Below are 19,382 nucleotides of genomic sequence, written 5' to 3' on the forward strand. Positions count from 1 at the left end.
CGGCGCTGTCCCGGACCATCGTCCACAGGTCGCGCGGTCGCAGGCAGTGATGTCGGTGGCCCGCCCTAGGTTCGAGGTCATCGGGAACAGCCCGAAGCCTTGTCGCCGAACACCAGCCCTGCACCACCGGCTGGGGTGGACGCGACAGCCTACAGGCGGCCGACACCGAGCACGAAGGAGCATCCCATGCCATCACCCGCAGACCGCGAGAAGGCCCTCGAGACCGCACTCGCCCAGATCGACCGGCAGTTCGGCAAGGGGACGGTCATGCGTCTCGGCTCGGACGAGCGCGCGCCGGTCGCCACCATCCCGACCGGCTCCGTCGCGCTCGACGTCGCACTCGGCATCGGCGGCCTCCCGCGCGGCCGCATCATCGAGATCTACGGCCCGGAGTCGTCGGGTAAGACGACCCTGACGCTGCACGCCATCGCGAACGCGCAGCGCGCGGGTGGCATCGCAGCCTTCATCGACGCGGAGCACGCGCTCGACCCCGAGTACGCGAAGAAGCTCGGTGTCGACATCGACGCCCTCCTCGTGTCGCAGCCCGACACCGGTGAGCAGGCGCTCGAGATCGCCGACATGCTCGTCCGCTCGGGGTCGATCGACCTGATCGTCGTCGACTCGGTCGCCGCCCTGGTGCCGCGTGCCGAGATCGAGGGCGAGATGGGCGACTCGCACGTGGGTCTCCAGGCGCGCCTCATGTCCCAGGCACTGCGCAAGCTCGCCGGTGGCCTGAACCAGACGCAGACCACGATGATCTTCATCAACCAGCTGCGCGAGAAGATCGGCGTGTTCTTCGGCAGCCCCGAGACCACCGCCGGCGGCAAGGCGCTCAAGTTCTACGCGTCGGTCCGCCTCGACATCCGTCGCATCGAGACGCTGAAGAGCGGGACCGACGCCGTCGGCAACCGCACCCGCGTCAAGGTGGTGAAGAACAAGATGGCTCCGCCCTTCAAGCAGGCCGAGTTCGACATCCTGTACGGCACGGGCATCTCGCGCGAGGGCTCGCTGCTCGACTTCGGTGTCGACCACGGCATCGTGAAGAAGTCGGGTGCCTGGTACACCTACGACGGCGACCAGCTCGGGCAGGGCAAGGAGAACTCGCGCTCGTTCCTGATCCAGAACGCGGACATCGCGGCGGAGATCGAGGGCAAGATCCTCGCGAAGCTCGGCGTCGGTGGCGCCAAGGCCGATGCTCCGGTCGAGTCGATCGCGCCGAAGCTGGCGGAGCGCAAGGGCGCGTGACCGGCGCAGACGACCACGACGAGGGCCTCGCACCGGTCACCGACCTGTTCGGTGCGCGGTCCCGTCGTGGTCGACGCACCCCGCCGGCGGAGCCGGAACCTGTCCGATCGAGCCCGGTCGAGCCGGGCACGGCCGAGCCGGGCACGGTCAGGCCGGGCACGGTCGAGCCGAACCCGGTCGAGCCGAGCCTGAGCCCGGTCGATCTGGCTCCGCGCGCGGAGCGTGGCGTTCCCGGCGGCACCGGGTCGTCCGACGACGGCTGGGCGCCCGAGTCGATGGTGCTCGGTGACGACGAACGGCGGTTCGGCCGGGCACCGACCACCGCGGCGGACGACGAGTCCGCCAGCTCGGGGTCGGCGACGGGGACGCCCGTCGAGGACGACCCGCCGGTGCCGGCCGCGATCCCCTTCCGCGGACAGCAGTCCGAGGCGGAGTGGGTGTCGCCGGTCGTCGGCGACGGCTCCGGTCGGAGTGCACGCGCCGAGCAGCACGGGTACGACGACGACACCGCGGACGCCGCGAGCGCATCGGTGTTCGCCATCGCCAGCGGTGACGAGATCGACCCGGCGGACGCCCCACGACCGCTCGACGAGCAGCGCGCCGATGCCGAGCGCGTGAGCATGCGGGCGCTCGGGCGCAAGGGGGTCAGCGAGTCGGAGATGCGGCAGCTGCTGACGAAGCAGGACCTCGACGACGACGTCGTCGAGCACGAAGTCGCCCGACTGGTGCGCGTGGGCCTGCTCGACGACGTGGCCCTCGCCACCGACCTGGTGGACCGGCTGCACGAGCGCAAGGGCCTCGGCCGCCAGGGCGTGGTCGCCGAGCTGCGGCGCCGTGGCATCGACCAGGCGGCGATCGACGCGGCGCTCGAGGCCGCGGAGGACGACGCCGACGACGAGTTCGTCCGCGCGATCGAGCTCGCTGAGAAGCGTGCACGCCAACTCCGTGGGCTCGACCGTGCGACTGCCGAGCGGCGCCTGAGCGGCTTCCTGATGCGCAAGGGGTACGGCTCGGGAGTCGTCCGCATCGCGGTGGAGCGGGCGCTCGACGGTCCGCCGCGACGCTCGCCCTCGGGTGGGGGCACCGTCCGCTTCGAGTAGCGCGGCGGCGGGCTCGACGGCCGTCCTGCGGACGCCGCGGTCGACCTACACTGGGACGATCATGGCCACCGTCGAAGCCCGCCCCAGAACCTACGAGGTCCGCACCCACGGGTGCCAGATGAACGTCCACGACTCGGAGCGCCTGAGCGGGTCGCTGCAGGCGGCCGGGTACGTCGCGTCGGACGGCGAGCAGGCGGACGTGGTCGTCATCAACACCTGCGCCGTGCGCGAGAACGCGGACAACCGTCTCTACGGCAACCTCGGGCAGCTCGCGGGCATCAAGCGCACGCACCCCGGCATGCAGATCGCCGTCGGCGGGTGCCTGGCGCAGAAGGACAAGAACGTCATCCTCGAGAAGGCGCCCTGGGTCGACGTCGTCTTCGGCACGCACAACATGGGGTCGCTGCCGACCCTGCTCGAGCGGGCTCGGCACAACGACGAGGCGCAGATCGAGATCCTCGAAGCGCTCGACGTGTTCCCGTCGACGCTGCCGACCAAGCGCGACTCCACGCACAGCGGCTGGGTGTCGATCTCCGTCGGCTGCAACAACACCTGCACCTTCTGCATCGTCCCGTCGCTCCGTGGCAAGGAGAAGGACCGTCGTCCGGGCGACGTGCTCGCCGAGATCCAGGCGCTCGTCGACGACGGAGCCATCGAGGTGACGCTGCTCGGGCAGAACGTCAACTCCTACGGCGTGGAGTTCGGCGACCGTCAAGCGTTCGGCAAGCTGCTCCGCACCGCCGGTCAGATCGACGGCCTCGAGCGCGTGCGGTTCACGAGCCCGCACCCGGCCGCGTTCACCGACGACGTGATCGACGCCATGGCCGAGACCCCGAACGTCATGCCCCAGCTGCACATGCCGCTGCAGTCCGGGTCGGACCGGGTGCTCAAGGCCATGCGTCGGAGCTACCGGAGCGAGCGGTTCCTCGGCATCCTCGACCGCGTGCGGGCGAAGATCCCGGACGCCGCGATCTCCACCGACATCATCGTGGGGTTCCCCGGTGAGACCGACGAGGACTTCGAGGACACCCTGCGCGTCGTGGAGCAGTCGCGGTTCGCCTCGGCCTTCACGTTCCAGTACTCGATCCGTCCGGGCACGCCGGCGGCGACGATGCCGAACCAGCTGCCGAAGGAGGTCGTGCAGGAACGCTACGACCGGCTCATCGCGCTGCAGGACCGCATCACCGCCGAGGAGCACGCGAAGCAGGTCGGTCGGAGCGTCGAGGTGCTCGTCGCCACCGGCGAGGGCAAGAAGGACGAGACCACCCACCGCCTGTCCGGCCGCGCCGAGGACTCCCGCCTCGTGCACTTCGCCGTGCCGCAGGGCTCCGCCGTCCCGCGTCCCGGCGACGTCGTCACCGTCGAGATCACGCGCGCAGCCCCGCACTTCCTGATCGCCGACAACGAGGGCCCCCTGCGGATCCGTCGGACCCGTGCCGGTGACGCCTGGGACCGTGCGCAGGCCGAGAGCTGCGGTGTGCCGACCCCGTCCGCCCCGGGCGCCGGGCCCCGTCCGGTCTCGCTCGGGCTGCCGAGCCTCCGTGTCGGACGCTGACCGGCCGCTCGCGGCGGTCGGACCGCGCCAGGACCGTACCCCCGACCTGATCGCGGTCGTCGGTGCGACCGGCACCGGCAAGTCCGAGGTCGCCCTCGCCGTCGCGGAACGGCTGCGGGCGAGCGGCCGTCCCGCGGAGGTCGTGAACGCCGACGCCATGCAGCTCTACCGCGGCATGGACGTCGGCACCGCCAAGCTGTCGGTCGCGGAGCGGCGGGGCATCCCGCACCACCAGCTCGACGTGCTCGCGGTGACCGACGAGGCGAGCGTCGCGGCCTACCAACGCGGCGCCCGTGCGGACGTCGAACGGATCACGGCGGACGGCGGCACCGCGGTGCTCGTCGGCGGCAGCGGGCTCTACGTGTCGGCGGTGCTGTTCGACCTCGCCTTCCCCGGCACCGACCCGGAGCTCCGCGCCGAGCTCGAGCGCGAGCACGCCGAGCACGGGCCGAACGCCCTCCTCGCGCGCCTGCGCGCCCTGGACCCGGCCGCGGCAGCCGACGTCGACTCCCGCAACCCTCGGCGGCTCATCCGGGCCGTGGAGATCGCGAGCCGGTCCGAGGTCGTGACCCCGCGCCTCCCGGCCGCGCCCCGCGCATGGCGACCGGCTCGGGTGCTGCACCTGCACCGCGAGCGCAGCGGGCTCGTCGCGTCCCTGCACGCGAGGGCCGAGCGGATGTTCGCCGACGGCCTCGTCGACGAGGTGGAGGCGCTCCGCGCGGAGGGGTTGGAGCAGGGACGCACGGCGCGCGCGGCGATCGGGTACTCGCAGGCGCTCGACGTCCTGCACGGCCGAGCGACGACGGCCGAGGCGGTGGAGGCGACGGCCGTCGCGACCCGCAAGTACGCCAGGCGACAGGTGTCCTGGTTCAAGCGGTACGACGCCGAGGTGATCGACGTCAGCGGCGCCGACGTCGCGGGGCTGCATGCGGCGGCCCGTAGGATCGTGCCGTGACCGAGCTGCACTTCACGAAGGGCCAGGGGACGGGCAACGACTTCGTCCTGTTCGCCGACCCCGACGCAACGGTCGACCTGACCCCCGAGCGCATCCGGGCCATCGCCGACCGCCGCTTCGGCGTGGGCGCCGACGGTGTCATCCGGGCGGTCCGGTCGGAGGCGATCCCCGAGGGGCGCACGCTCGTCGCCGTCGAACCCGCCGCCACCTGGTTCATGGACTACCACAACGCCGACGGCTCGGTCGCCGAGATGTGCGGGAACGGCATCCGCGTCTTCGCGCGGTACCTGACCGAGTCCGGGCTCGTCGACCTCGCGCCGGGGGAGACGCTCACGGTCGGCAGCCGCAAGGGGCTCGTCGACGTCCAGCGCACCACGAACGGCTTCTCGGCCGACCTCGGGCGCTGGGGCCTCGGCATCGAGGGCGGCGGGGCGAACGACGTCACCGTGCGGGCGAAGGAGCTCGACGGTGCACGACCCGGACTCGGCATCGACGTCGGCAACCCGCACGTCGTCGTGGCCGTGGCGACCGAGGACGAGCTCGCCGAGGTCGACCTGACGTACGTCCCCGTCCTCGACCCGGCGCCCGCAGCGGGCGCGAACGTCGAGTTCGTGCTGCCCGGTGACCCCCTCGTCAAGGACGGCGTGGGGGAGATCACCATGCGCGTGCACGAACGGGGGAGCGGCGAGACGCTGTCCTGCGGCACCGGTGCGGTCGCGGCCGCCCTCGCCACGCGGTACTGGGCGGGGCCCTCGGCGCCGGACACCTGGCGGGTGCGGGTGCCGGGCGGGGTCGTCACCGTGCGGATGTTCGCGGCGGAGGACGGCGAGCACGTCGCGCTGGCCGGTCCGGCAGAGCTCGTGTTCTCCGGGGACCTGACCGTCTGACGGTGCCGCGGTGCCGCGGTGCTGCGGTACCGCGCTGCCGCCGTGCCCGCGCGAGCGGGACGCCGTCGTGCCAGTGCGACGGCGAGGTGCAGACGACGCGCCGGCGTGCTCGCGAGACACCGGCGTGTCCTCGAGACGCCGTCATGCGTGCGAGACGCCGTCGATCTCGGCGGCGTCTCGGCTGTCCGGATGCGTCTCGCGTCGACGCCGGCGTCTCGTGCGGGTACGGGCGCAGCCCAGCGCAGCCCGACCCGCCGCCTGCGCCCTGCCCCGGGCTACTCGGCGGTCCGGCGGACCCGGATCACGCGGAAGCCCTTGTCGGTCGTGGCCCGCGACACCGCGAACCCGTCCCCGAGCGCGTCCCCGAGCCACCGCTGCAGGGAGTCCCCGCCGAGGTCCTTCGACACCACCAGCCAGGCGTCCCCGCCGACCTCGAGCCGGGGCAGCCACGTCAGCAGGATGGCGTGCAGTTCGTCCTTGCCCACCCGGATCGGCGGGTTGGACCAGATCGTGCGGAAGTGCAGGTCCGCCGGGAGCTCGTCCGGCAGCCCGACGGTGACGTTCGACACCCCGGCTGCGACGGCGTTGCGCTGCGCGAGACCGAGGACCCGCTCGTTGACGTCCACGCCCCAGACCCGGGCGTCCGGCGACTCGAGCGCCATCGTGATAGCGATCGGCCCCCACCCGCAGCCGATGTCGAGCAGGTCGCCCTCGGGCGCGGGCGGCGGCACGGAGCCGAGCAGCACCCTGGTGCCGCGGTCGACACCGTCCGGGCTGAACACGCCCGCGGCGGTGGACAGCGTGAGCGACCGTCCGGCGAGCGTGACGTGCACCTGTCGCTCACGGGCCTCCGACGAGGGGTTCGCGGAGAAGTAGTGCTCGTTCGCCATGGAAGAACCGTACCGGCGAGCCCGTGTGTCCCGGGCGTGGCGGCGGTACCCTGTGGAGAAGATGACGGAAACCACCATGAACGACGGACGATCCGACGACAGCGCCGAGGGTGTCGTGGAACGCGTCCTCCGCAATGCCGAGACCCGGGCCACGTCGGCGATCTTCGCTCCGGCCCAGGCCATCCAGACACGATCGGTCGACGAGCACGGCTGGTCCGGCGACGGCGACCAGTACGAGCGCGAGGACCGCGCCGCCCTGCGGCGCGTCACCGGGCTCTCCACCGAGCTCGAGGACGTCACCGAGGTCGAGTACCGGCAGCTCCGGCTCGAGCGGGTCGTGCTGATCGGCGTGTACCCCCAGGGCGACGCCCAGGACGCCGAGAACTCCCTCCGCGAGCTCGCCGCCCTGGCCGAGACCGCCGGTGCCGTGGTCCTCGACGGGCTCCTGCAGCGCCGGCCCAACCCCGACCCGGCGACCTACCTCGGCAAGGGCAAGGCCGAGGAGCTCGCCATGGTCGTCAAGGCGACCGGCGCCGACACGGTCGTCGCGGACACGGAGCTCGCCCCCTCCCAGCGCCGAGCGCTCGAGGACGTCGTGAAGGTGAAGGTGATCGACCGGACCGCCGTGATCCTCGACATCTTCAGCCAGCACGCCACCACGCGCGAGGGCAAGGCCCAGGTCGAGCTGGCCCAGCTGCAGTACCTGCTGCCGCGTCTGCGCGGCTGGGGTGAGTCGATGTCCCGCCAGGCCGGTGGTCAGGTCTCCGGCGGTGCCGGCATGGGGTCCCGTGGTCCGGGTGAGACGAAGATCGAGCTCGACCGCCGGCGCATCAACACGCGCATGTCGAAGCTCCGCCGTCAGATCGCGGGCTTCCGACCGGCTCGGGAGGCCAAGCGCGCCGACCGGCACCGCAACGAGGTGCCGAGCGTCGCGATCGCCGGGTACACCAACGCCGGCAAGTCCTCGCTCCTGAACCGCCTGACGAGCGCGGGCGTCCTGGTGCAGAACCAGCTGTTCGCGACCCTCGACGCCACGGTGCGCCGGACCGAGAGCAGCGCCGGCCGCGAGTTCACGTTCGTCGACACGGTGGGCTTCGTGCGGAACCTGCCGCACCAGCTGGTCGAGGCCTTCCGCTCCACGCTCGAGGAGGTCGGCGAGGCCGACGTCATCGTGCACGTGGTCGACGGGTCGCACCCCGACCCCGCCGCGCAGCTCGCGACGGTCCGCGACGTCATGGGTGACGTCGGAGCGCGGGACATCCCCGAGGTCGTCGCGTTCAACAAGGCGGACCTCATCGACGAGGCGCAGCGACTCGTGCTGGTCGGACTCGTGCCGGACGCGGTGTTCGTCTCCGCCCGCACGGGCGAGGGCGTGCCCGAGCTCCTCGCCGCGATCGAGGCACGGCTGCCAGAACCGGACGTCGAGTTGACGGTGGTGATCCCGTACGACCGTGGCGACCTGGTGTCGTCACTGCACGACGCGGGAGCAGTCGAGACGACCGACTACGTCGAGGACGGCACCCGCCTGCGGGTGCGCGTCTTCCAGCGCCAGGTCGCGGAGCTCGACCCGTACGTGGTCACGCCGGTCGCGACGGCGTAGTCCCGCAGGCGGTCGCGCCACACCACCGGCCGGGAGGCACGGGTCGGCTCCGGCGTGCCGGTCCGGCCCCTCGGCGGTACGGTGCGGTCGCCTGCCCACGTCGCGCCGTCGGACGGTGCGGCGTGACTTCGCACAACGCGGAGCAGCGTTGTTCCGGCGTCAGATCGAGCGCAAGACCGCGACGACCTTGCCGAGGACGGTGGCCGCGTCGCCGAGGATCGGTTCGAACGCGGAGTTGCGCGGGAGCAGCCACGTGTGGCCGTCGCGCTGGCGGAAGACCTTGACGGTCGCTTCCTCGTCGAGCATCGCGGCGACGATGTCCCCGTTGTCCGCGGTCTGCTGCGACCGGACGACCACCCAGTCGCCGTCGCAGATCGCTGCGTCGATCATCGACTCGCCGACGACCTTGAGCATGAAGAGGTCACCCGTGCCGACCAGCTGCCGGGGGAGCGGGACGATCTCGTCGACGTGCTGCTCGGCCGTGATCGGCACACCGGCGGCGATCCGACCGACGAGCGGGACCAGGGTCGTGGCGTCGACGTCGGGCGTCTCGACGTCGGGGGTCGGTTCGTCGACCAGGACCTCGAGCGCGCGCGGACGGTTCGGGTCACGACGGATCCAGCCGCCGAGCTCGAGCTGGCCGAGCTGGTGGGAGACGCTCGAGAGCGAGGAGAGGCCGGCGGCGTCGCCGATCTCCCGCATGCTCGGCGGGTAGCCCCGGCTGGTGATCGACGCGCGGATCGCGTCGAGGATCGCCTGCTGCTTCGCCGTCAACGGCTTCTGGACCCGCAGTTCGTCCGCCACGTCGTCTCGCCCTTCGTCGGTGCCGGGCGGTCGGGCAGGAATGTCAGTGGTCCCCGCTTGACTCGTCCCAGTCGATCGAAACAGTATCCGACCGCTCCGGGCCGGACAAACACCTGTTCGAGCGTGTCGGCAGAAAATCCCGCACAGATCTCTTCCTGGGACTTGTGCGAGGTCGCATTCGAAACTATGTTCGGTACACGACTTCGGTTCCTCCGAACGGGAAGGCAAGAACGACATGAGCACCATCGCCATCGCTGACCAGCGCACTGCGACGCCCGCCGTCCGTACCCGCCTGCGCATCACGCGCCGCGGCCGCATCGTCCTGACGACCGTCGCGGCCCTCCCGGTCTTCCTCGTCGTCGCCCTCTCCGTGCTGAACGGTGGACAGGCCTCTGCCGGCGACTCGTCGCGTGCCGGTGCTCCCGTGCACTTCGAGACGGTCACCGTGCAGCCGGGTGAGACCCTGTGGCAGCTGGCAGAGGAGACCGCGCCGCAGGCCGACCCCCGCGACTTCGTGCAGGACGTCGTGAGCCTCAACGCCCTCGACGGTTCGACGCTGCAGGCCGGCGAGCAGATCGCGATCCCGGTCAAGTACACCGCGGGCAACTGATCCGGTCGGCGCTCGCCTGACCACCGTCCGGACGGCCGGTCGCCGTCCGGGGGTCCCGGCCTACGATGGGTCGGTGGACACCACGCTCGAAGACCTCCCGATCCGTGACGACCTCCGTGGGCAGAGCCCGTACGGGGCTCCGCAGAAGCACGTGCGCGTCCAGCTCAACGTCAACGAGAACACGCATCCCGTACCGGAGGCCGTCGCCGAGGACATCGTCGCCTCGATCCGGCAGGCCCTGACGACCGTGAACCGCTACCCCGACCGCGAGTTCACCGAGCTCCGGGAGTCCCTCGCGGGCTACCTGAACGGTGGACTCTCCGCCGGGCAGCAGCTCACCCCTGCGCACCTGTGGGCGGCGAACGGGTCGAACGAGGTCCTGCAGCAGCTCCTGCAGGCGTTCGGTGGCCCGGGCCGGTCGGTGCTCGGGTTCCCGCCCACGTACTCGATGCACTCGATCCTCGCGTCCGGCACCGGCACGCGCTGGATCCCCGCGCAGCGCGACGACGAGTTCCGCATCGCGCCGGAGACGGTCGTCGCGGCCATCCGGGAGCACCGACCCGACATCGTGTTCCTGTGCGGCCCGAACAACCCGACGGGCACCCCGCTCGACATCGAGACGATCCGCGCGGCCTACGACGCGACGGACGGCATCGTGATGGTGGACGAGGCCTACGCCGAGTTCATGCCCTCGGACGCCCCGAGCGCCGTCACGCTGCTGCCCGGCCGTCCGCGGCTCGTGGTCTCCCGCACGATGAGCAAGGCCTTCGCCTTCGCCGGAGCCCGCGTGGGGTACCTGGCGGCCGACCCCGCCGTGGTCGACGCGCTCCGCCTGGTGCGGCTGCCGTACCACCTGTCCGCGCTGACGCAGGCGGCGGCGGTGGCGGCGCTCCGGCACGCCCCGGTGATGCTGGCGATGGTCGACGACATCAAGCAGCAGCGTGACCGGATGGTCACGGAGCTCCGGGCGATGGGGTACCGCACGTACGAGACCTGGTCGAACTTCGTCCTGTTCGGCGGGGTCGCCGACCCGAACGCGGCGTTCGAGGCCCTGCTCGACCAGGGCGTCATCGTGCGCGACCTCGGCATCCCGAACCACCTGCGCGTGAGTGCGGGGACGGAGGAGGAGACCACCGCGTTCCTCGAGGCCATGCGCCGCGTGGCCGCCGTGCAGCCGCCGGTTAGGGTTGACGCATGACCGCCCGCACCGCCTCGATCAGCCGGAGCACCAGCGAGTCGAGCATCGAGCTCTCGCTCGACCTGGACGGCACCGGTTCGTCCGACGTCTCGACGAGCGTGCCCTTCTTCGACCACATGCTGACGGCGTTCAGCAAGCACTCGCTCATCGACCTCCGCGTGCGCTCGACGGGCGACACCGACATCGACGTGCACCACACGGTCGAGGACACGGGCATCGTGCTCGGGCAGGCCCTGAAGCAGGCCCTCGGCGACCGTGCCGGCATCGGCCGTTACGGCGACGCGCTCGTCCCGCTCGACGAAGCCCTGGCCCAGGCCGTGGTGGACGTCTCCGGTCGTCCCTTCCTCGTGCACTCCGGTGAGCCCGAGGGGTTCGAGTTCCACCGGATCGGTGGGCACTTCACCGGTTCGATGGTGCGCCACGTGTTCGAGGCGATCACGTTCAACGCCGGCATCACGGTGCACGTCCGTGTGTTCGGTGGCCGTGACCCGCACCACATCGCCGAGGCCGAGTTCAAGGCCTTCGCGCGCGCGCTGCGCCGCGCCGTCGAGCTCGATCCGCGGGTCGACGGCATCCCGTCCACGAAGGGGAAGCTGTGACCGCGAAGCCGAACGTCGTCGTCCTCGACTACGGATCGGGCAACGTCCACTCGGCTGCCAAGGCGCTCGAGCGCGCCGGCGCCGACGTCACCCTGACCGCCGACAAGCAGGCCGCGCTCCGCGCCGACGGTCTGCTCGTGCCGGGTGTCGGCGCGTTCGCCGCCGTCGTCGACCAGCTCGAGGGCGTCCGCGGCGGCGAGATCGTCGACCACCGTCTGGCCGGCGGGCGACCGGTGCTCGGCATCTGCGTCGGCATGCAGGTCATGTTCGCCCGCGGGGTCGAGCGCGGTGCGGACGTCGAGGGGCTCGGCCAGTGGCCGGGCACGGTCGAGGAGATCCGTGCCGAGGTCCTGCCGCACATGGGCTGGAACACGGTCGAGGCCCCCGAGGACTCCGTGCTCTTCGACGGCCTGCACGACGAACGGTTCTACTTCGTCCACTCGTACGGCGTGACGGACTTCCCGCTCGACGCCTACGGCCCGTTCCGTGCGCCGCGTCTGACCTGGGCCGAGCACGGGCAGCGGTTCGTCGCCGCGGTGGAGAACGGCCCACTGACGGCCACGCAGTTCCACCCGGAGAAGTCGGGGGAGCCGGGCATCCGGCTGCTCCGCAACTGGGTCGACTCGCTCTGACCCGGCCGTCCACCGGGCGGACGACCGCCCGACGGTCGCACGCCGCGCCTCCCGGCCGCAACGGGAACCAGAGCCGGACCGGCCGCGCCGCCACGACGGCCGCACCACACCGCATCGAGAACCGACAGGACCATGACCGACCTCACCTCGACCCCGCCCCTCGTCCTGCTGCCCGCCGTCGACGTCGTCGACGGCCAGGCCGTCCGCCTCACGCAGGGCGAGGCCGGCAGCGAGACCTCGTACGGCGACCCCGTCGCCGCGGCCCGCACCTGGCGCGACCAGGGTGCGGAGTGGATCCACCTCGTCGACCTCGACGCGGCGTTCGGGCGCGGTGACAACCGGGCGGTCATCGCGAAGGCGATCCGCGAGGTCGAGGGCGTCTCGGTCGAGCTCTCCGGCGGGATCCGCGACGACGCCTCGCTCGAGGCGGCGCTCGCGACCGGTGCTGCGCGCGTCAACCTCGGCACCGCGGCGCTCGAGAAGCCCGAGTGGGCTGCGCGCGTCATCGGCGAGTACGGCGAGCAGATCGCCGTCGGACTCGACGTCCGCGGAACCACGCTGGCGAGCCGCGGCTGGACCGAGGACGCCGGGGACCTGTGGGAGGTGCTCGACCGGCTCGAGGCCGCCGGGTGCGCCCGCTACGTGGTGACCGACGTCACGAAGGACGGCACGCTGCAGGGGCCGAACGTCGAGCTCCTGCGCGAGGTCTGCGACCGCACCGACCAGCCCGTGGTGGCCTCGGGCGGCATCTCGACGCTCGAGGACCTCCGAGCGCTGCGCGAGCTGGTGCCGCACGGTCTCGAGGGCGCCATCATCGGCAAGGCGCTGTACTCCGGCGCCTTCACGCTGCCGGCCGCCCTCGACATCGCCTCGGAGTAGGCACCGTGGCGGGCATCTCGAACGGTCGCGGCACCGGGCCCGAGGCACCGGCATCGGGGGCGCACGACGACGCCCACACCCCGGGCGGTGCCGCGGACTCGGCGGGGAACCCGTGGGCGGGACGGACCTTCGACGCCCACGACGACGTCTACGCCGACGACGACGGCCTGGCGGACCCGGCGCTCGTCGCCGCGATCACCGCCCTGCAGCAGGGCGGGTCGCAGCGAGAGGTCGTCGAGGCCCTGCGTGGCGCACGACTGCTCATCCCGCTCGTGGCCGAGGCCGGTGACGTCGGGCACACCCCCGACGGGAAGCTCGTCGACAAGACCCAGGAGCTGTCGATCGTCACCGTCGCCGGCCCCGACGGGCGCAGCGTCATGCCGGCGTTCACGTCCGCCGAGGCGATGCGGTCCTGGGACGCCACCGCCCGACCGGTCCCCGCGGACGCACGCCGGGTGGCGATGGCTGCGGCGAGCGAGGAGACGCAGCTCGTCGTGCTGGACCCGACCGCGCCGACCGAGTTCGTGCTCCGTCGACCCGCCGTGTGGGCGATCGGGCAGGACCTGCCGTGGACGCCGTGCTTCGAGGACGCCGAGGTCGGGCAGGCCTTCGCCGCCTCCGTCGTCGACGAGTCCGCCGTCGCACGCGTCGAGCTGTCGCCGGGCGACCCGCTCGGACGCTTCGCCGGTGCCGAGCTGACGGTCGGGCTGGCGCTGCACCCGGGGCTCGACCAGGCTGCCGTCCAGGCGCTCGTCGGCCGGCTGCAGCAGCGGTGGACGGCGGACGCCGTGATCGCGGACCGGGTGGACAGCATGCGCGTGGCGCTGCGACCCGCCTGACGCAGGACCGACCGTGCGGCCGGGAGGCACGGCCCGGCGCCGTCCCGCCCGCTGCGGCCCGTGCGGCGGTGCGACGGGGGCCGCTCGCGCCACGCCGGTACGATGACGGGGTGAGCACGAACCCGACGACCACCCCCGGCTCCGAGCAGACCCCGGTCGGCCCCACCGGTCGGCCCGTCCGGCAGTTCCCGGTGCCCGCGCCGCTCGACGGCCACGGCCCGGCTCGCATCATCGCGCTCTGCAACCAGAAGGGCGGCGTCGGCAAGACCACGACGTCGATCAACCTCGGCGCCGCGCTCGCCGAGTACGGCCGCAGGGTCCTCGCCGTCGACTTCGACCCGCAGGGCGCCCTGTCCGCCGGCCTCGGGGTCCGCACCCACGACGTGCCCACGGTCTACGACCTGCTGATGGGTTCCGTGAAGGACCCGCGCGAGGTCATCCGCCAGACGAACGTGCCGATGCTCGACGTGATCCCCGCGAACATCGACCTGTCCGCCGCCGAGGTCCACCTCGTCAACGAGGTCGCCCGCGAGCAGATCCTGGCGAGCGTCCTCCGCAAGGTGTCGAACGACTACGACCTGATCCTGGTCGACTGCCAGCCGTCCCTCGGCCTGCTGACGGTCAACGCCCTGACGGCAGCACACGGTGTGCTCATCCCGCTCGAGTGCGAGTTCTTCGCGCTGCGTGGCGTGGCGCTGCTCATCGAGACGATCGACAAGGTGCGTGACCGGCTCAACCCGGCGCTGCGGCTCGACGGCATCCTCGCGACCATGTACGACTCGCGGACGCTGCACTCGCGCGAGGTCATGGAGCGCGTGGTGGAGACCTTCGACGACCACGTGCTCGACACGGTCATCAGCCGGACGGTGAAGTTCCCGGACGCGACGGTCTCGGCGCGACCGATCACGCAGACGGCGCCGGAGCACGCCGCGGCGCACGCGTACCGGGCGCTCGCCAGGGAGCTCGTCGAGCGTGGCGCCGTCGCCTGACCCACCGAGGTCATCGGCCGACCCGACGACGCCGGCCGACCGCAGCGCCGTCGACGGCGCCGTCGACGGCGCACCCGCGGGCACCACGACCACCCCGGGCTTCCGGGTCCGACTGCGCAACTTCGACGGTCCCTTCGACCTGCTGCTCTCGCTGATCACGAAGCACGAGCTCGACATCACCGAGGTCTCCCTCGGCGCCGTCACCGGCGAGTTCATCCAGTACGTCCGCCAGGCCGAGTCCGCCGACGAGCTCGACGAGGCCAGTGAGTTCCTCGTGGTCGCGGCCACCCTGCTCGACCTGAAGATCGCCGGGCTGCTCCCGCAGGGTGAGCTCGTCGACGCCGAGGACGTGGCGTTGCTGGAGGCCCGCGACCTGCTCTTCGCACGTCTCCTGCAGTACCGGGCGTTCAAGCAGGCCGCGGAGTGGTTCGGGGCACGGTGGCAGCAGGAGTCCCGCCGGCACGTCCGCAAGGTCCGCCTCGAGGAACGGTTCCGCGCCCGCACGCCGGAGCTCGTCTGGACGCTGTCGGTGCAGGACTTCGCCGCGATCGCGACGCTGGCCTTCGCACCGCGGGAGATCCCGACCGTGGGGTTGGACCACCTGCACGCCCCGCTCGTGAGCATCCGGGAGCAGGCCGCGATCGTCGTGTCGATCCTCCGGACCCGCGCCGACGAGGACGTGTCGTTCCGTGAGCTGGTGGCCGGCGTCTCGGAGACGGGTATCGTTGTGGCTCGCTTCCTGGCGATCCTGGAGCTGTACCGGAACGCGTCGATCTCGTTCGAGCAGTTCGAACCGCTGGGGGAGCTGACACTCCGCTGGACCGCCGAGGACTGGTCCGACGAGAGCCTCGCGAACCTGGGAGCCGACTATGACGGATGACACACGTGCCGCCGCGTCGAGTGCCGAGCCCGGGGGAGCGGACGAGGTCGCCGAGGCCCGCGCGGTCGAGCAGGAACTGCACGCCCAGCACACCCCGCACCCGGACCTGCCGGTCGACCGGCAGCTCGAGGCCATCCTGATGATCGCCGACGAGCCCCAGTCGCTCGTGTCGCTCGGTGCCGCGGTGGGCGCGCCGGTGCCCGCCGTCCGACAGGCGATCGAGCGGCTCGTCGCCGACTTCGACGGTGTCGACGGCACCGTCCGTCGCGGCTTCGAGCTCCGTGAGGTCGGCGGCGGCTGGCGCTTCTACGTGCGGCGCGAGCTCGACGACGTCGTCGAGCAGTTCGTCGAGGCCGAGCGGCCGGCCCGACTGTCGCAGGCCGCGCTCGAGACCCTCGCGGTCGTCGCCTACAAGCAGCCGATCACCCGGTCGCAGATCGCCTCGATCCGAGCGGTGAACGTCGACGGTGTCGTCCGCACGCTCGTCGCCCGGGGGCTCATCGAGGAGTCGTTCACCGACGCCGAGACCGGGGCCGTCAACTACGTCACGTCCGACCTGCTGCTCCAGCAGCTCGGCATCAACTCGCTCGACGAACTGCCGCTGATCTCGCCTCTGCTGGAGGACGGCGCGGACGGTTTCGGGCACAACGAAGGGATCCCCGATGGCCGCGTTTGAGGACGAACGACGAGGTGGGTCCCGAGGGGGATCCGACGGACGCTCCGGCGGGTACGGTCGCGGTTCCGACCGCTCCGGCTCGGGTCGGTCTGGAGGCGCGGGGCGCGACCGCGCCGCTGGTCCCGGCCGTGCGGACGGCCGGTCCGGTGAGGACCGTGGCGGGTACCGCGGACGCGAGGAGCGTCCGACGGGTGGCGACCGCGGCGGCCACCGCGGGCGTGAGGATCGTGCCGGTGGTGACCGTGGTGGGTACCGCGGGCGCGATGACCGTTCGGGTGGTGAGCGTGGTGGGTACCGCGGCGGCTCGGACCAGGGCGGGTACCGCGGGCGCGATGACCGTTCGGGTGGTGAGCGTGGTGGGTACCGCGGGCGCGATGACCGTTCGGGTGGTGAGCGTGGTGGGTACCGCGGGCGCGATGACCGTTCGGGTGGTGAGCGTGGTGGGTACCGCGGGCGCGACGACCGTTCCGGTGCTGACCGTGGCGGGTACCGCGGCAGGGACGAGCGATCCGGTGGTGACCGCGGACGGTTCGTGAGCCGCGACACCGACCAGCGCAGCAACGACCGCGGCGGGTTCGTCCGTCGCGAAGACGACCGCTCCGGTGGGTACCGCGGCCGTGACGACCGGTCCGGTGGCGAGCGCGGTGGGTACCGCGGCCGCGACGACCGGTCCGGTGGCGAGCGCGGTGGGTACCGCGGCCGTGACGACCGGTCCGGTGGCGAGCGCGGTGGGTACCGCGGGCGCGAGGACGACCGCCGCGGCGCAGACCGTCGCGACGCCGGTAGCCGACCGGACCGCAGCGCCGACCGCCGGGACGACCGCCGTGACGACCGCCGTGACCCAGCGCGCGAGGACCGCCGAACCCCCGACGGCCGACCGAGCACCGTCTGGCACAACGGCCGTCGCTACGTCGGCGGCACGACCACCGCACGCAACGGTGACCGGCCGGGCGCGGGCGCGCGGGGACGCGTGCCGAGCAGCGCGGAGCGCGGGACGACGCCGCGCCCGGAGGGCGCTCGTGACGAGCACGGCGTCCCGGTGGAGGGCACGCCCGAACGTCCGGTCATCCCCGACTGGGACGCGACCGAGGCTGGGTCGTCCGCCGGAGGTGCCCCGAGCCTCCAGGCCGACGGCGAGCGTCTGCAGAAGGTGATCGCCGCTGCGGGCATCGCGTCCCGGCGGGTCGCGGAGAACCTGATCGTCGAGGGTCGCGTCACCGTCAACGGTGAGGTCGTCGACGCCCTCGGACGCCGCGTCGACCCCGAGACGGACGCGATCGCGGTGGACGGCGTGCCGGTGCAGGTCGACAGCTCCCGGCGGTACGTGCTGCTCAACAAGCCGGTCGGGATCGTGTCGAGCCTGCAGGACGAGCGCGGTCGACGCGACCTGTCGGAGTTCGTCGACCGGTACGAGGAGCGCCTGTTCAACGTCGGTCGGCTCGACACCGAGACGTCCGGGCTGCTCCTGCTGACGAACGACGGCGACCTGGCACACGTGCTGGCCCACCCGTCGTTCGGCGTGACGAAGACCTACATCGCCAAGGTCGCGGGCAACGTGAACCCGGCGACGGTGCAGCGGCTGCTCGACGGGGTGGAACTCGAGGACGGACCGATCGCCGCGGACAAGGTCCGGCTGCTGGAGTCCGCTCGCGGTGAGTCCCTGGTCGAGATCAGCCTGCACTCGGGGCGCAACCGGATCGTGCGACGCATGCTCGACGCGGTCGACCACCCGGTGCTCGAGCTCGTGCGCCGGTCGTTCGGCCCGCTGCAGCTCGGATCGCTGCCGATCGGCAGGGTGCGCGAGCTGTCCACGGTCGAGCTCGGGGCGCTCCTCCGCATCGCCCGCGACGCGAAGGGTGCTGCACAGGGCGACGCCGACGAGGAGGCTGCCGACTGACGCTCGGTAGGCTGAGGCCCGTGACCGACGCCCCCGCCCCGCTCGCCGAACCGGACATCGACCGGCGGCTGCGCGGACCCGTCCGGGTCGTCGGCGCCGGGCTGCTCGGCGCCTCGATCGGGCTCGCCCTGCGCGAGAAGGGCGTCGACGTCGTGCTCGACGACGTCTCACCGGCCGCGCTGGCGCTCGCCGTCGACTACGGCGCGGGTCGTCGACCGGCCGACGGCGACGAGCCGGAGCTCATCGTGGTCGCGGTCCCGCCGGACGTGGTGGCAGCGGTGGTCGAGCGTGAGCTCGTCGCGTTCCCGCGCGCGGTCGTGACCGACGTCGCGAGCGTGAAGACCGGGCCGCTCGAACGCCTGCGGGCATCGGGCGCCGACGTCAGCCGGTACATCGGGTCGCACCCGATGGCGGGCCGGGAGCGCAGCGGACCGACGGCGGCGCGGGCAGACCTGTTCGTCGGACGCCCGTGGGTGATCGCCGGCCACGACGCCATCTCCTACCAGCGTGCCGCGGTGGTCGAGGACCTCGCCCTCGACGTGGGAGCGACGGTCGTCCCGATGGAGCCGGACTCCCACGACCTCGCCGTCGCGTACGTCTCGCACGCGCCGCAGCTCGTCTCGACCCTGATGGCCGCGCGGCTGCAGGAAGCCCCCGACGGGTCGCTCGACCTGGCGGGCGGCGGTGTCCGCGACGTCACGCGGATCGCCGCCAGCGACCCCGGCCTGTGGGTGCAGATCATCGGGGCGAACGCCGCGAACATCCGGCCGGTGCTGACGGACCTGCGTGACGACCTCGACCGGGTCCTCCGCGCGCTCGACGACCCGGACGGCCAGGGGTCCCCCCGGACGATCGCCGAGACCATCGCCGCCGGCAACCGCGGGGTCGAGCGGCTCCCCGGCAAGCACGGTACGACCAAGCGCTTCGCCCAGGTGGTCGTCCTCGTCGACGACACCCCGGGGCAGATCGCCGCACTCCTGCAGTTCATCGGGGAGATCGGCATCAACCTCGAGGACATGCGCCTCGAGCACTCACCGGGCGCACCGATCGGCATCGTCGAGGTGTCGGTCGTGCCCGAGCAGGAACAGCGACTCGTCGAGGAACTCGAGGGGCGCGGATGGAGGATCGCAGCAGCATGGGCATGAAC

General features: G+C 72.3%; 20 protein-coding genes. 18 read left to right on the top strand and 2 right to left on the bottom strand.

Annotation, left to right across the window (positions count from 1 at the left end; translation table 11 throughout):
• Positions 1 to 186 precede the first annotated feature (186 nt).
• From recA to dapF, 5 genes are all read left to right on the top strand, one after another.
• Entirely contained in the window at positions 187 to 1,245 is a 1,059-nt protein-coding gene (gene recA, locus M3666_RS06805) for a recombinase RecA (protein ID WP_066653287.1), read from the top strand.
• The gene (locus tag M3666_RS17030) at positions 1,242 to 2,345 is read left to right on the top strand and encodes a RecX family transcriptional regulator (protein WP_251154828.1); all 1,104 of its coding nucleotides are present in this window, start codon (positions 1,242 to 1,244) and stop codon (positions 2,343 to 2,345) included. The genes recA and M3666_RS17030 overlap by 4 nt, the downstream gene beginning before the upstream one ends.
• 61 nt (positions 2,346 to 2,406) lie before the next feature.
• Complete coding sequence (gene miaB / locus M3666_RS06815; protein ID WP_251154829.1) at positions 2,407 to 3,900, top strand: tRNA (N6-isopentenyl adenosine(37)-C2)-methylthiotransferase MiaB; 1,494 nt, start codon at positions 2,407 to 2,409, stop codon at positions 3,898 to 3,900.
• The gene (miaA, locus tag M3666_RS06820) at positions 3,887 to 4,855 is read left to right on the top strand and encodes a tRNA (adenosine(37)-N6)-dimethylallyltransferase MiaA (RefSeq protein ID WP_251154830.1); all 969 of its coding nucleotides are present in this window, start codon (positions 3,887 to 3,889) and stop codon (positions 4,853 to 4,855) included. Before miaB ends, miaA begins: the two co-directional genes overlap by 14 nt.
• Positions 4,852 to 5,742 (top strand): diaminopimelate epimerase, encoded by an 891-nt coding sequence (gene dapF, locus M3666_RS06825; protein WP_066653297.1) that lies wholly within the window; start codon positions 4,852 to 4,854, stop codon positions 5,740 to 5,742. The genes miaA and dapF overlap by 4 nt, the downstream gene beginning before the upstream one ends.
• Positions 5,743 to 6,017: 275 nt before the next feature.
• On the opposite strand, the gene M3666_RS06830 is transcribed toward dapF, so the two are convergent.
• Positions 6,018 to 6,632, bottom strand: a complete 615-nt coding sequence (locus M3666_RS06830) for a class I SAM-dependent methyltransferase (RefSeq protein ID WP_251154831.1) — start codon at positions 6,630 to 6,632, stop codon at positions 6,018 to 6,020.
• A 61-nt stretch (positions 6,633 to 6,693) separates the two neighbouring features.
• Between M3666_RS06830 and hflX the strand changes: the two genes are divergently transcribed.
• On the top strand, positions 6,694 to 8,232 hold the full coding sequence (hflX, locus tag M3666_RS06835) for a GTPase HflX (RefSeq protein WP_066657961.1): 1,539 nt from the start codon (positions 6,694 to 6,696) through the stop codon (positions 8,230 to 8,232).
• A gap of 159 nt (positions 8,233 to 8,391) precedes the next feature.
• Here hflX and lexA read toward each other — a convergent pair whose 3' ends face one another.
• The gene (gene lexA, locus M3666_RS06840) at positions 8,392 to 9,036 is read right to left on the bottom strand and encodes a transcriptional repressor LexA (protein ID WP_251154832.1); all 645 of its coding nucleotides are present in this window, start codon (positions 9,034 to 9,036) and stop codon (positions 8,392 to 8,394) included.
• Positions 9,037 to 9,271: 235 nt separating this feature from the next.
• Between lexA and M3666_RS06845 the strand changes: the two genes are divergently transcribed.
• The 12 genes from M3666_RS06845 to M3666_RS06900 all read left to right on the top strand — a co-directional run bounded on the left by M3666_RS06845 (position 9,272) and on the right by M3666_RS06900 (position 19,380).
• Positions 9,272 to 9,646 (top strand): LysM peptidoglycan-binding domain-containing protein, encoded by a 375-nt coding sequence (locus M3666_RS06845; protein ID WP_066653310.1) that lies wholly within the window; start codon positions 9,272 to 9,274, stop codon positions 9,644 to 9,646.
• A 73-nt stretch (positions 9,647 to 9,719) separates the two neighbouring features.
• Positions 9,720 to 10,844 (top strand): histidinol-phosphate transaminase, encoded by a 1,125-nt coding sequence (locus M3666_RS06850; RefSeq protein WP_251154833.1) that lies wholly within the window; start codon positions 9,720 to 9,722, stop codon positions 10,842 to 10,844.
• Positions 10,841 to 11,443 (top strand): imidazoleglycerol-phosphate dehydratase HisB, encoded by a 603-nt coding sequence (gene hisB, locus M3666_RS06855; RefSeq protein ID WP_251154834.1) that lies wholly within the window; start codon positions 10,841 to 10,843, stop codon positions 11,441 to 11,443. Before M3666_RS06850 ends, hisB begins: the two co-directional genes overlap by 4 nt.
• Positions 11,440 to 12,075, top strand: a complete 636-nt coding sequence (gene hisH, locus M3666_RS06860; protein WP_066653320.1) for an imidazole glycerol phosphate synthase subunit HisH — start codon at positions 11,440 to 11,442, stop codon at positions 12,073 to 12,075. Before hisB ends, hisH begins: the two co-directional genes overlap by 4 nt.
• Positions 12,076 to 12,207: 132 nt before the next feature.
• Positions 12,208 to 12,954: a bifunctional 1-(5-phosphoribosyl)-5-((5-phosphoribosylamino)methylideneamino)imidazole-4-carboxamide isomerase/phosphoribosylanthranilate isomerase PriA gene (gene priA, locus M3666_RS06865; protein WP_066653322.1), complete on the top strand. Its 747-nt coding sequence runs from the start codon at positions 12,208 to 12,210 to the stop codon at positions 12,952 to 12,954.
• A 14-nt stretch (positions 12,955 to 12,968) separates the two neighbouring features.
• The gene (locus M3666_RS06870; protein ID WP_066657963.1) at positions 12,969 to 13,793 is read left to right on the top strand and encodes an SseB family protein; all 825 of its coding nucleotides are present in this window, start codon (positions 12,969 to 12,971) and stop codon (positions 13,791 to 13,793) included.
• A gap of 110 nt (positions 13,794 to 13,903) precedes the next feature.
• Positions 13,904 to 14,782, top strand: coding sequence for a ParA family protein (locus M3666_RS06875; RefSeq protein WP_066653324.1), 879 nt, complete (start codon positions 13,904 to 13,906; stop codon positions 14,780 to 14,782).
• Complete coding sequence (locus tag M3666_RS06880) at positions 14,766 to 15,662, top strand: ScpA family protein (RefSeq protein ID WP_374109569.1); 897 nt, start codon at positions 14,766 to 14,768, stop codon at positions 15,660 to 15,662. The genes M3666_RS06875 and M3666_RS06880 overlap by 17 nt, the downstream gene beginning before the upstream one ends.
• Positions 15,652 to 16,338: an SMC-Scp complex subunit ScpB gene (scpB, locus tag M3666_RS06885; RefSeq protein ID WP_285841128.1), complete on the top strand. Its 687-nt coding sequence runs from the start codon at positions 15,652 to 15,654 to the stop codon at positions 16,336 to 16,338. The genes M3666_RS06880 and scpB overlap by 11 nt, the downstream gene beginning before the upstream one ends.
• A gap of 233 nt (positions 16,339 to 16,571) precedes the next feature.
• The gene (locus M3666_RS06890) at positions 16,572 to 16,874 is read left to right on the top strand and encodes a hypothetical protein (RefSeq protein ID WP_251154835.1); all 303 of its coding nucleotides are present in this window, start codon (positions 16,572 to 16,574) and stop codon (positions 16,872 to 16,874) included.
• 605 nt (positions 16,875 to 17,479) lie between these two features.
• Positions 17,480 to 18,235 carry a pseudouridine synthase gene (locus M3666_RS06895; protein ID WP_251154861.1) on the top strand — a complete coding sequence of 252 codons (756 nt, stop codon included), beginning with the start codon at positions 17,480 to 17,482 and terminating at the stop codon, positions 18,233 to 18,235.
• A gap of 11 nt (positions 18,236 to 18,246) precedes the next feature.
• Positions 18,247 to 19,380, top strand: a complete 1,134-nt coding sequence (locus tag M3666_RS06900) for a prephenate dehydrogenase (RefSeq protein WP_374109571.1) — start codon at positions 18,247 to 18,249, stop codon at positions 19,378 to 19,380.
• Positions 19,381 to 19,382: the final 2 nt, after the last annotated feature.

This window comes from Curtobacterium sp. ODYSSEY 48 V2 (assembly GCF_023712625.1).
Classification (GTDB): Bacteria; Actinomycetota; Actinomycetes; order Actinomycetales; family Microbacteriaceae; genus Curtobacterium.